The 12,054-nt window shown below is 71.2% G+C and carries 9 protein-coding genes; 5 read left to right on the top strand and 4 right to left on the bottom strand.

Going from position 1 to position 12,054, the window contains the following annotated elements; genetic code table 11:
• Positions 1 to 47 precede the first annotated feature (47 nt).
• The gene (locus ACFO6S_RS03330; RefSeq protein ID WP_378414159.1) at positions 48 to 1,709 is read right to left on the bottom strand and encodes an FAD-dependent oxidoreductase; all 1,662 of its coding nucleotides are present in this window, start codon (positions 1,707 to 1,709) and stop codon (positions 48 to 50) included.
• Positions 1,710 to 1,721: 12 nt separating this feature from the next.
• On the bottom strand, positions 1,722 to 2,636 hold the full coding sequence (locus ACFO6S_RS03325) for a DUF5995 family protein (RefSeq protein WP_378414157.1): 915 nt from the start codon (positions 2,634 to 2,636) through the stop codon (positions 1,722 to 1,724).
• Between the two features lie 84 nt (positions 2,637 to 2,720).
• On the opposite strand from ACFO6S_RS03325, the gene ACFO6S_RS03320 reads away from it, so the two are divergent.
• Positions 2,721 to 3,749 carry an Rv2578c family radical SAM protein gene (locus ACFO6S_RS03320; RefSeq protein ID WP_378414155.1) on the top strand — a complete coding sequence of 343 codons (1,029 nt, stop codon included), beginning with the start codon at positions 2,721 to 2,723 and terminating at the stop codon, positions 3,747 to 3,749.
• Positions 3,750 to 3,867: 118 nt separating this feature from the next.
• On the top strand, positions 3,868 to 5,028 hold the full coding sequence (locus ACFO6S_RS03315; protein ID WP_378414153.1) for an AI-2E family transporter: 1,161 nt from the start codon (positions 3,868 to 3,870) through the stop codon (positions 5,026 to 5,028).
• A 46-nt stretch (positions 5,029 to 5,074) separates the two neighbouring features.
• Here ACFO6S_RS03315 and ypfJ read toward each other — a convergent pair whose 3' ends face one another.
• Positions 5,075 to 6,004: a KPN_02809 family neutral zinc metallopeptidase gene (gene ypfJ, locus ACFO6S_RS03310; protein WP_378414152.1), complete on the bottom strand. Its 930-nt coding sequence runs from the start codon at positions 6,002 to 6,004 to the stop codon at positions 5,075 to 5,077.
• A 162-nt stretch (positions 6,005 to 6,166) separates the two neighbouring features.
• Between ypfJ and aspS the strand changes: the two genes are divergently transcribed.
• The 3 genes from aspS to ACFO6S_RS03295 all read left to right on the top strand — a co-directional run bounded on the left by aspS (position 6,167) and on the right by ACFO6S_RS03295 (position 10,311).
• The gene (gene aspS, locus ACFO6S_RS03305) at positions 6,167 to 7,972 is read left to right on the top strand and encodes an aspartate--tRNA ligase (RefSeq protein ID WP_378414150.1); all 1,806 of its coding nucleotides are present in this window, start codon (positions 6,167 to 6,169) and stop codon (positions 7,970 to 7,972) included.
• Positions 7,973 to 7,988: 16 nt separating this feature from the next.
• Positions 7,989 to 8,939 carry a DUF389 domain-containing protein gene (locus ACFO6S_RS03300; RefSeq protein ID WP_378414147.1) on the top strand — a complete coding sequence of 317 codons (951 nt, stop codon included), beginning with the start codon at positions 7,989 to 7,991 and terminating at the stop codon, positions 8,937 to 8,939.
• A gap of 172 nt (positions 8,940 to 9,111) precedes the next feature.
• Positions 9,112 to 10,311 (top strand): phosphotransferase family protein, encoded by a 1,200-nt coding sequence (locus ACFO6S_RS03295; RefSeq protein WP_378414145.1) that lies wholly within the window; start codon positions 9,112 to 9,114, stop codon positions 10,309 to 10,311.
• 13 nt (positions 10,312 to 10,324) lie between these two features.
• Here the strand turns inward: ACFO6S_RS03295 and ACFO6S_RS03290 are convergent, their stop codons facing one another.
• Positions 10,325 to 12,043: an alkaline phosphatase D family protein gene (locus ACFO6S_RS03290; RefSeq protein WP_378414143.1), complete on the bottom strand. Its 1,719-nt coding sequence runs from the start codon at positions 12,041 to 12,043 to the stop codon at positions 10,325 to 10,327.
• Positions 12,044 to 12,054: the final 11 nt, after the last annotated feature.

The following is a 12,054-nucleotide window of genomic DNA, read 5'->3' as shown; positions in this document are numbered from 1 at the left end:
GACGCTCAGGTCGTCCCGGTCGTCCCGGTCGTCCCGGTCGATCCGGGTCAGCGCAGGGTACGGGCGAGGGTGCCGAGAACCCCGTCGACGGTGACCTCGTCCGTTCGGTAGCCGACGTAGCCGTCGGGCCGGATCAGGTACCCGCACCGGCCGCGGGCGTCGTAGCCGGCGGCGAAGGTTCCGGCGGTGTCGCGCAGGGTGATTCCCGACGCGTCGGTCACGTCGGCGTCCGCGGCGACGATCACGTAGCAGCGCACCGCGCGGCCCGTGCGGTCCGCGATCTCGGCGGCGACCGCGCGCTGCGCCGCCGCGTCGTGCCGGTCGTCGGCCCAGAGCAGCAGGGTGTGGCCGGGATGCCGGAACAGCTCGTGCACCCGGGTCGGCGCCGCCGCACAGTCCTGTCGCAGGTCCCGCGCGTCCGGGGCGCGGCCGCCGGGCCCCGGCCCCGCGGCGAGTGCCCCGCCCGCTACGTCCTCGCCGACCAGCGCGCTGTCCGGGTACCCGACCAGCAGCTGCGCCGCCCGCGCCATCGCCACGGCGGGGTCGGTCTCGCCCGTCCCGATGCCGTGCCGGGCGTCCCGCACGGTGCGCCCGACCACCTCCTCGCCGACGGGGTGCCGCTCGTCGTGATAGCTGTCGAGCAGCCCGTCGGCGGCCTGCCCACGCACGGCCAGCGCCAGCTTCCAGCCGAGGTTGACGCCGTCCTGGATGCCGGTGTTCATGCCAAGGGCGCCGGTCGGCGGGTGGATGTGCGCGGCGTCGCCCGCCAGGAACACCCGGCCCGCCGAGTACCGAGAGGCCAGCCGGTGGCTGATCCGGAAGACCGAGGACCAGCGGAGGTTCCGCGCGGTGGTCGGCTCCGGGGCGAGCCGGTCCAGCACGGCCTGGACGTGCCGCAGCTCGGGTCGGCGGCCACCCTCGAGTCCGTGCGCCACCGTCCCGGTCGCCGGGGCCGCGCCCACGAGCTCGTCGGGGACCAGCATCGAGACCCGGTAGCGGCGCGCGCCCGGCAGGGACTCGCCGGGCAGGGGGATGGCGACCAGCAGGTCGTCGGGTCCGCCGTCGACCCGGTGCATCGAGCGCACGCCGTACCCGGCCGGCTGCGACCAGTCGAGCTCGACGTCGGCGAGCATGTACTGCTCGGGAAACGCGTCGCCCTCGAACCCGACGCCGAGACCCTTGCGGACCAGGCTGTGCGCGCCGTCGCAGCCGACCAGGTACCGGGATGAGACCGTCGAGACACCCCGCGGTCCGCGGACGGTGGCGACGACGTGGTCGTGGTCCTGGGTGAACCCGGCGAACTCGACGCCGCGTCGCACCGCGCCGCCGCGCTCGGTCAGCGCCTCGGCGAGCACCCTCTCGGTCTCGTACTGCGGCAGCGCCAGGAAGCGGTACGGCACCTGCTCGGGCAGCGAGAGTTCCAGCCGCGCGGTCGGCGCGCCGTCGACGTAGACCAACTGGCCCCGCATGGTGATGCCCGCGTCGAGCGCGGGGCGCACGACGCCCATCGAGTCCCACAGTTCCAGCGTGCGAGGTTGGATGCCCACCGCCTTGGCGAACGGTGCCCGCTGCGCCAGCCGTTCGACGACAGTCACGTCCACGCCGTGTCGCCGGAGTTCGAGAGCCACCGTCAGGCCGACGGGTCCGGCCCCGACCACCAGGACGTCGGTGCTGGTGTGCGGGATCTTCGGGTCGACCGCCGAAGTCATGCCCCGATTGTCTCAGAGTCCGCCGAGGCGGGCGAGGACTTCGACGGCGCCGTCCGCGGCGGTCCACAGGGCATCCATCTCCGCCGCCGCGGCCGGGGCGGTCTGCGGGTTCTGCAGGGCGAAGCCGTTGGCGAGGGTCAAGGTGTTGTAGCCGCTGTCAGCGGCGCGCAGCAGCAGTTCGGAGGCCACACTCTCGCCCGCGAGTCGGTCCAAGCCCTCGCCGAGGAAGTAGAAGCGCCACAGCGGCCCCAGGTCGGCGCCGTAGACGGCCTTCGTTCTGGTGACGATCGCGTCGCCGTCAGTGGCGATCGAGTCCACGATCTTGTAGAAGTCGGGCACGTTCGGCTGCGCAGTGCCGGTCGCTGCGACGGCACGCGCGAGGTCGATCGTCAGGTGGGTGTTGTACCCGACCATGGCCACCCGGCCGGGGGACTGCGTGCAGTCGTAGGCGAGCGCGAAGTAACGCTGCCAGGTGGGATCGGCCTGGCCGCCGGTGAACTCCGCGTGCACGTTGTCCAGGTAGCGACGCAGCAGGTCCGTGCTGACCGCGTGCGCCCATGCCGGTGTGGCGAACGCGGCGGGGTTGCGCTGCAGCGGCATGACCGCCGCCTGCACGACGGCGTCGAGTCCGATGCCGAACAGTCCCCGCCGGTCGCGATGCGCGACGAGGATCTCGGCAATCCGCTGCTGCCGGGACGCCTCGTCCTCGAGCCGGGCCATGGGATCGGCGGCGGTGACGGTACCGGTGTCGGAGAGCGCGACGACCGTGGCCATCTCGGCGGCGGAAAGTGCGGTGCCGCAGGCGGAGTCGGGGACCGCGGCGGCCCCGGCGGTCGGGACGAGTGCGGTCGAGGCGAGGAGGGACAATACGGCGACGGCGACGAGACGAGTCCCGGCCGTTCGTCCGGTGGACCGACGGGGGCTCATCGGCGAAGCGTAACCAGTCGGTGGCCGCGGGGCAGGTCGACGCGAGGGCTTGACTTGACCTAGAACGAGTGTTCGACTGTATCCATGCGGTGGGACGGGCAGGCTCTCGACGTCGACGACGGTGCGCTACCCGGGCTGGCACGGGCGGGTCTGGTGCGCAGTGTGCAGACCCCGGAGTTCGAGGGGGTCACCTTCCACGAGGTGCTGTGCAAGTCAGCGCTGAACCGGGTGCCGGAGGACTCGCCGTTGCCGTTCCGCTTCACGGTCAACGCCTTTCGCGGGTGTACGCATGCCTGCCGGTACTGCTTCGCCCGGCCCACCCACGAGTACCTGGACCTCGACGCAGGCGCGGACTTCGACAGCCAGGTGGTGGTGAAGACGAACATCGCGGCGGTGCTGCGCCGGGAGCTGGCCCGCCGGTCCTGGCATCGCGAACCGGTCGCGCTCGGCACCAACACCGACCCGTACCAGCGGGCCGAGGGCCGGTATCGGCTGATGCCGGGGATCATCGGCGCGCTGACCGAGTCCCGGACGCCGTTCTCGATCCTGACCAAGGGCACGCTGTTGCGCCGGGACCTGCCGCTGCTCACGATGGCGGCGGCGCAGGTGCCGGTCTCCCTCTCGGTCTCGCTCGCCATCGGCGATCCCGAGCTGCAGGCCGCGCTCGAGCCCGGCACGCCGTCGCCGCGGGCACGGCTCGAGCTGATCCGGGCGATCGCCGACGCGGGGTTCGACTGCCACGTGATGGTGGCGCCGGTGATTCCGTTCCTCACCGACTCGACCCGGCACCTGGATGAGCTGTTCGGCTCGCTGGCCGACGCCGGGGCGAGCGGGGTGACGGTCTTCCCGATGCACCTGCGCGGCAGCACCCGCGGCTGGTTCCTGAACTGGCTCGCGCAGGAGCACCCGGCGTTGGTGCGCCGGTACCGGCAGCTCTACGGCCGCGGCGCCTACGTGACCCCGGAGTACAAGCAGTGGCTGCGCGGCCGGGTGGCGCCGCTGGTGGACCGGTACGGCCTCGGTGGGTCCGCCGGCCGCCCGCCGGAGATGTCACCGCAGCCGGTGCGGGAACTGGTCGGTGCCGGGGCACCCGCCGCGCTGACCCTGTTCTGAGTTGCGCCCTGTTCCGAAGTCCCGGTCATCTCGGGCCGGTTGTCGCTCGGGCTGTGATCGACGCACTCGGCGAGTAGATTTCGGCGGTACGGAGGGCAACCGGACTACGGAGTGTGCGATGAGCGACTCGACCGGGCAGAACGATCCGACACCGGCCGCCGCGGCGAACCGGCGCGCCGACACGCGATGGTTGCGGGTCGCGATCCTCTACGTCCTGTTCGCCATCGCCGCGTACCAGATGTCCGGGTGGCTCTTCCACAACCTGCGGAGCTTCCTCGGCCTGCTCTTCCTGGCCTGGCTGTTCAGCGTCACGATCGAGCCGATCGTGGACTGGCTCGAACGCCGCGGACTGCGTCGCGGCGCCGGCACCGGCCTGGTCCTGCTCGCCCTCTTCCTGTTCATGGTGGGGTTCGTGGGCGTGTTCGGCACGCTGCTCGTCGACCAGCTCGCGCAGCTGCTGACCGCGCTGCCGGACGCGCTCTCCCGGGTGACCGACTGGGCCAACCGGACCTTCGGTACCGAGTTCGCGACCGGGAAGGACCTGATCAAGATCACCCCGGACACGGTCCGGGACCTCGCGGAACGATTCACTCCCGGGGTACTGGGAGTGCTCTCGTCCCTGCTGGGCGTCGTGTTCCAGGCAATGACCCTGCTGCTCTTCGTGTTCTACATGTCCGCCGAGGGTCCGGCGATGCGGCGGACGATCTCGAGCTGGTTCCCGGCCCGGCAGCAGCAGATCATCTCGACGGTGTGGGGCATCTCGGTCGAGAAGGCCGGCGGCTACGTGGTGTCGCGGCTGATCCTGGCCGGGGTGAGCACGGTCGTGACCGGAATCTTCCTGATGGCGATCGGGGTGCCGTACTGGCTGCCGCTGGCGATCTGGACCGGCGTGGTCTCGCAGTTCATCCCGACGCTGGGCACCTACCTGGCCATCGCGCTGCCCGCGATCATCGCGGCGGCGGCGCAGCCGATGGACGGGGTGTGGGTGGTGCTGTTCGGTACGGCCTACCAGCAGGTGGAGAACTACGTGCTGCACCCGCGCATCACGTCCAGGACCGTCTCGATCCACCCGGCGGTCGCCTTCGGGTCGGTGATCGTCGGGGCGTCGCTGTTCGGTGCGATCGGCGCGCTGGTGTCCGTGCCGGTGGTGGCGGTCATCCAGGCGATCGTCGAGACCTACGGCCATCGCTACGACCTCGTGCACGAGGAGCAGGCAGGCTCCGCGCCTTCGGTCGCGCCGGACTCCGACACGCCACCGGCGGCGCCACCGGCGGAGTGACCGGTCGGTGGCGCCGCCGGAGTTGGCGGACTGGAGGTGGGCCTGACTACTTGATCAGGGCCGGCGGGTTGTCGAGGTCGCGGGCTGCATAGGTGTTGCACGCGCTCACCTGTCCGGTGCTGTACCCGGCCAGGAACCACTTCTGCCGCTGCTCGGACGAGCCGTGGGTCCAGCCCTCGGGGTTGACCCGGCCGGTCGCGGCCCGCTGGATGCGGTCGTCGCCCACCGCCGACGCGGCCGAGAGGGCGTCCCGGATGTCGGTCTCGGTCAGCGGCTTCAGGAACGGCTCGTTGCCGCCGGGCGCGGGCAGGGTGTCCGCGTAGTGCGCCCAGACGCCCGCGTAGCAGTCGGCCTGCAGCTCGGTCCGGACCGCGCCGGACTCCGGGCCCCGCGGGTCGGCCTGCGCGCGGCCGAGGTCGCCGAGCTGGTTCTGGATGTGGTGCCCTACCTCGTGGGCGACCACGTACTCCTGCGCGAGCGGGCCTGCGCTGGAGCCGAACTGGTCCACCAGCAGCTGGAAGAAGCTGGTGTCGAAGTATCCGGTGGTGTCGGCGGGGCAGTAGAACGGCCCCACGTCGCTGGTGGCGTTGCCGCAGCCGGTGTTCACCGAGCCGGAGAACAGCATGACGCCGGGTTCGACGTACTTGACGCCGGTCTGCTTTTGCAGCTCCTGGGCCCACACCGCGTCGAGGCTCTCGGTGGTGAGGGACACCCGGCAGTTGACGTCCGCGTTCGCGTCGGCCCCGGTGCACTCCGCCATGTCGCTGACCGAGCCGGCGCCGAGGGACTCGGAGCTGGCGCCCGACAGGCTGCCCAGCATGGTGCCGGGGTTGCCGCCCACGAGCAGGGACAGGACCAGCACGATCAGGCCGCCGAGGCCGCCGCCGAGGGCCACTTTGCCGCCCCGGCCGACGCCGCCACCGCCACCGACCTTGACTCGGCCCGCGTCGGACCGTGCGTTCTCGTTGAAGGTCATTGACCACCCTTTGCTCTCGACATCTGTGAAGCGGTCCCAGCTTGGCACGGCCGCGGCGGATCGCGATGCTCCTACGCGTTGTGTCTTCTGATCGGCACCTCCGTAGGATCACGGGACAAGAAGTCGCAGTTTCCGTGCGACTCGACGCGTGAAAGGAACCCCGTGCTGCGCACCCATCTCGCCGGCTCGTTGCGAGCCGAGCAGGCCGATCAGACCGTCACCCTCACCGGTTGGGTTGCGCGGCGGCGCGACCACGGCGGGGTCATCTTCATCGACCTGCGCGACGCGTCCGGCGTCGCACAGGTGGTCTTCCGCAGTGAGGACGTGCTCGAGCAGGCGCACAAGCTGCGCGCCGAGTACTGCGTCAAGGTCACCGGCACCGTGGAGATCCGGCCGGAGGGCAACCAGAACTTCGAGATCCCGACCGGTGCGATCGAAGTCAACGCGACCTCGCTCGAGGTGCTCAACGAGAGCGCCCCGCTGCCGTTCCAGCTCGACGACAACGCAGGCGAGGAAGCCCGCCTGAAGTACCGCTACCTGGACCTGCGCCGCGAGGGCCCGGGCAACGCCATCCGACTGCGCTCCAAGGTCAACGCCGCGGCCCGTGAGGTGCTCGCGCACCACGAGTTCGTCGAGGTCGAGACCCCGACCCTGACCCGCTCCACCCCCGAGGGTGCCCGCGACTTCCTGGTGCCCGCGCGCCTGCAGCCCGGCAGCTTCTACGCCCTGCCGCAGAGCCCGCAGCTGTTCAAGCAGCTGCTGATGGTCGGCGGCATCGAGCGGTACTACCAGATCGCCCGCTGCTACCGGGACGAGGACTTCCGCGCCGACCGGCAGCCGGAGTTCACCCAGCTCGACATCGAGATGAGCTTCGTCAACCAGGACGACGTCATCCTGCTGGCCGAGGAGATCCTGACCAACGTCTGGAAGCTGATCGGGCACGAGATCACCACCCCGATCGCGCGGATGACCTACGCCGAGGCGATGCGTCGCTACGGCTCCGACAAGCCCGACCTGCGCTTCGACATCGAGCTCGTCGAGTGCATGGACTTCTTCTCCGGCACCACTTTCCGGGTGTTCCAGGCCGAGTACGTCGGCGCGGTCGTGATGCCCGGCGGCGCCAGCCAGCCGCGCAAGCAGCTCGACGCCTGGCAGGAGTGGGCCAAGCAGCGCGGTGCCAAGGGTCTCGCGTACGTGCTCGTCGGCGAGGACGGCACCCTCGGTGGGCCGGTCGCCAAGAACCTCACCGACGCCGAGCGTGACGGCCTGGCCGCGCACGTCGGTGCCAAGCCCGGCGACTGCATCTTCTTCGCCGCCGGTGCCACCAAGCCGATGCGCGCGCTGCTCGGCGCCGCCCGCGGCGAGATCGCCCGCAAGCAGGACCTGATCGACCCGAACGAGTGGGCGTTCGTGTGGGTGGTCGACGCGCCGATGTTCGAGCCGACCGCCGACGCCACCGCCAGCGGCGACGTGGCCCTGGGCTACAGCGCCTGGACCGCGGTGCACCACGCGTTCACCTCGCCGAAGCCCGAGTCGATGGACACCTTCGACACCGAGCCGGGTACGGCACTGGCCTACGCCTACGACATCGTCTGCAACGGCAACGAGATCGGCGGCGGATCGATCCGTATCCACCGCAAGGACATTCAGGAACGCGTCTTCAAGGTGATGGGGATCTCGCACGAGGAGGCGGAGGACAAGTTCGGCTTCCTGCTCGACGCCTTCGCCTTCGGCGCCCCGCCGCACGGCGGCATCGCCTTCGGCTGGGACCGGATCACCGCCCTGCTCGCGGGCATGGACTCGATCCGCGAGGTCATCGCGTTCCCGAAGTCCGGCGGCGGCATCGACCCGCTCACCGACGCGCCCTCGGCGATCACGCCGCAGCAGCGCAAGGAGTCGGGCATCGACGCGAAGCCGGAGCCCAAGGAGCCGAAGGCGCCCAAGGACGGCAAGGCCGAGCAGGCCTGATCGGCCGGGTGACCCCGTGCTGCACCTGCGCGTGATCAGTCCGGTCTCGCGAACCGAGGACGTACTGGCCATGCTGCGGGTGCAGCCGGGGGCCACCCACATCGTGCTCACCCGCGGGGGAGCGCTCGACCCGGAGGGTGACGCCGTCCAGGCCGACCTGGCGCGTGAGTGCGCCGACGAGGTCGTCGACGCGCTCGAGGCGATGGGGCTCGCGCACACCGGCGCCATCACCCTGGAACCGCTCGACACCGTCATCTCCGACGCCGCCACGCGGGCGCGGCGGCTGGCGCCCGGGGACCCCGACGACACCGTCGTCTGGGAGGAGTTGATCGGGCGCACCCGGGAGGAGTCCACGCTCAACGCGACCTTCCTGGCGTTCCTCACCATCGCCTGCCTGCTGGCCGCCATCGGCATCGTCACGGACTCGCCGGTGACGATCGTCGGGGCCATGGTGGTCGGCCCCGAGTTCGGCCCGCTCGCCGCGCTGGCCGTCGCGATCGTGCGCAGGCAGGGTCGGCTGGCTCGGCGTTCGCTGCTCGCCCTCGTCGTCGGCTTCCCGATCGCGATGGCCGTCACCGCGGTCGGGGCGCTCGCCGCCCAGGCGGCCGGCTGGTTGAGCCTGGAGAGGATCGACGAGATCCATCAGGTGGAATTCATCTACGAGGTGGGTCCCTTCTCGCTGGTGGTGGCGTTGCTCGCGGGGTCGGCCGGGATGCTGGCGCTCGTCAGTTCGAAGTCGGCCGCGCTGGTGGGGGTGTTCATCTCGGTGACCACCGTGCCTGCCGCCGGCTTCGCGGTGGTCGCGGCGACGGTGGGGCAGTGGCACGTGGCGTTCCTGTCCGCCTGCCAGCTCGGCGTGAACATGGTCGGGATCGTGGTGGCCGGGGTCCTGGTGCTCGTGCTGCACCCGCACCGCCGCCGGGCGTTCCGCGGCACGCAGGGTGCCCGCCCGGACCGGGTCTGGTGACGGTCGCGGCCGTCCGACACACCCCCGGCGTTCCCATTTTGTGACCTGATCGAGATAAACCGGACGGATTGGTCTGATTCTGCAGGTCGAAGCGTGATGTTGCTGGACAGCGGGCGAAGTCTTCGACGAGTCGGCCCCTGGCGAGGGGCTCGGGCGGGTAGGTTTGACCGCGATGACCGCACTATTGGCCGACCCAGTTTCCGAGGTCGTGATTGCAGCCCAGACGCTGCTCGAACGACGCACCGGAGCCCCTGTCACCCTCCTGGATCCCGTTGACCTCGGTGGCAGTGGCCGCACGATCGTCCTCCGGGTCAGGTGCGCCGAGAACCCGTACCTGCTGGCCCGCACCCTGGTGATCAAGCAGGTGCGCGAGCTGTCCGCCGGATCGCACGCACGCAGCGCCGCGGTGTACGCGCCCGGTTCCCCGGTCGAGGCGCCCGAGAACGGCGACCTGGTGGACACCGCCTTCCTGCGCGAGGCCGTCTCCTACCAGTTCGCCAACGCCCTCGCCCGGGACTCCCGTCCCGGCCCCGAGCTGATCGCCTACGACCTCGAGGCGCGACTGCTGGTGCTGGCCGACCTGGGTGACGCGACACCGATCGCAAGCCTGCTGGTGCGCTCCGACGAGTCGACGGTGACCAACTCGCTGATGGCGATGGCGCAGGCGATGGGCCGCATGCACGCGGCGACCGTCGGCCGCGAGGAGGACTTCACCGCGCTGCTGCGCCGCGCAGGGGTGGAGAAGTATCACAGCAGCATCGCCGAACAGGTCGGCGCAACCATGCCGAAGGTGCCCGGACTCCTCGAGCGTGAGCTCGGCGTCGAGGTCACGCCGGAACTGGCCAACCGCGTCGGCCACGCCGTGCGACTGTTCGACGGCGGCCGGTACCGGGCCTTCAGCCCGTCGGACCTGTGCCCCGAGAACATCATCGTCAACGGTGAGGGCGTGCAGTTCCTGGACTACGAGTGGGGCGGTTTCCGGGACGCCACCCTCGACCTGTCCTACGCGCTCACCTCCTACCCGGGGTGCCTGTGCGACATCGAGCTCACCCCGGAACGATCGGCCGCGATGATCGAGGCCTGGCGGGCCGAGGTGATCGGGATGTGGCCGCAGCTGGCCGACGACCAGCTGCTGGCGTCGGGCCTGCTCGAGGCGCAGCTGATGTGGGTCTGGCTGTCCACCTACTGGTTCCTGCCCGACGATCACGCCCGGATCGCCGCGGCCCGTGAGCACCACCTGTCGGTGCCCCGGTCCACGGCGCTGCTCGTGCGATGGCGGGCGCTGGAGGCGTCGGCCGTGCGGACCGGCGAGCCCGAGGTCGCCGACCACGCCCGGTCCGTGGCCGACGCCCTCGAACGTCACTGGGGCTGAGCCCCGGCCGGTCCTACGGCCGGTGGGCGGCCGGGTCGAGGGGCGCCGCAGGCAGCGTCCGTTGCTCGCCGGACCCGACCCGGTAGCTGGCGCCCCGCGCGGCGGTGGCACGGGGGTCGGTCGGGTCGGACAGGTAGAACCAGTCCATCTGCGCGGCGGCCCGGTTCACCTCGAACACCCCGTAGCCGTGCGAGTCGAAGTCGATGTACCGGATGTGCCGGTTGACCGCCTTGAAGGCCTCCTCCACCGCGACGCTGGCCGTGCGCGGCGGCACGTTCAGCGAGTCGTCCATGTTCGGTGAGGTCACCGACGGCACCACGAACTCGGTGCCGACCGTCGGCCCGGCCGGGTAGTTCGCCGAGTCCACCGGCAGGTCGCACGCCCACGAGGAGTGGATGTCGCCGGTGATGAACACCGTGTTCTCGACGCCCTGCCCGGCGATCGCGTCGAAAAGTCGCCTGCGGTCCGCGGTGTAGCCGTCCCACGAGTCCGTGCCGTAGGGGATGCCCGCGGCCGGTACGCCGATCATGTCCGTGACCGCTCGGGTGGTCCTGGTGTCCAGGGGTGGGATCAGTGAGGGCGCGATCATCACCGGATTGCCGACCACGCTCCACTGCGTGGGCGAGGACACGATTCCGTTCGTCAGCCAGTCCATCTGCGCTCGGCCGGTGATGGTCCGCTCGGGCGCGTCGACAGCGCGCCAGCCCGCGCCCGGGGTGGCCTGCTCGTCGCGGTAGGTCCGCAGGTCGAGCATCGAGAGCTCCGCGAGGTTGCCGAAGCGGAACCGCCGGTACAGCACCGCCTCGGTGCCGGAACCGTTGACCCGCACCGGCATCCACTCGAAGTACGCCTGCGCCGAGTTCGCCTTGCGGGTGGCCCAGTCGCCCTCGGTGGCGGGACTGTGGTTCTCCGCACCGGCCTTGTAGGCGTTGTCCGCGGACTCGTGGTCGTCCCAGGTCGCGATGAACGGCACCCGCGCGTGCAGCGCCGCCAGGTCGGGGTCGGTCTTGTACTGGGCGTGCCGGATCCGGTAGTCGGCGAGGGAGACGATCTCGTGTGCGGGCTCGTGCAGGCGCACCGACCCGTTCCTGGCGCCGTACTCGCCCTGGCCGTACTCGTAGATGTAGTCACCGAGGTGGATCACGGCGTCCAGGTCCTCGCGCACCGCCAGGTGACGGTAGGCGGCGAAGTAGCCGGCCTCCCAGTTCGAGCAGGACACCACGCCGAACCGCAGCCGGTCCAGGTCCGCGTCGGTCGCGGGCGCGGTGCGGGTGCGTCCCACGGGTGAGACCTGGCCGGCGACCGCGCCGCCGCGGGCGGTGAAGCGGTAGTGATAGGTGGTCGCCGGCTGCAGGCCGGTGGCGTCGACCTTGACGGTGTGGTCGGACTCGGCGGTCGCGGTGACGGTGCCGCTGCGGACGACGGTGGCGAAGGCCGGGTCCGTGGCGACCTCCCAGCGCACCGGCACCTGCTCACCCACACCGGACCCCGGCGTCGCCGCGGCGGAGGGGGTGACCCTGGTCCAGATCACCACGCGGTCGGGCAGCGGGTCCCCGGACGCGACGCCGTGTCCGAAGGCGACGGCAGGCGCGGCCGCGGCCCTGCCGGTCACCGAGGCGGCGAGGCCGACGCCGGCCGCGATGGCGGAGCCGCGGAGGAGGCCGCGCCGGCTCAGTCCGGGGCGTTCGGTGTCGGGTCGGGGGGAGCGTTGGGGCACGCGTGATTCAGGCACTCAGGGATCAC

The sequence above is a fragment of the Rhodococcus kronopolitis genome (assembly GCF_042654025.1).
Lineage (GTDB): Bacteria > Actinomycetota > Actinomycetes > Mycobacteriales > Mycobacteriaceae > Rhodococcus_G > Rhodococcus_G kronopolitis.
The sequence above is the reverse complement of the archived record's forward strand: the minus strand, read 5'-3'. Positions and strand labels throughout refer to the sequence as shown.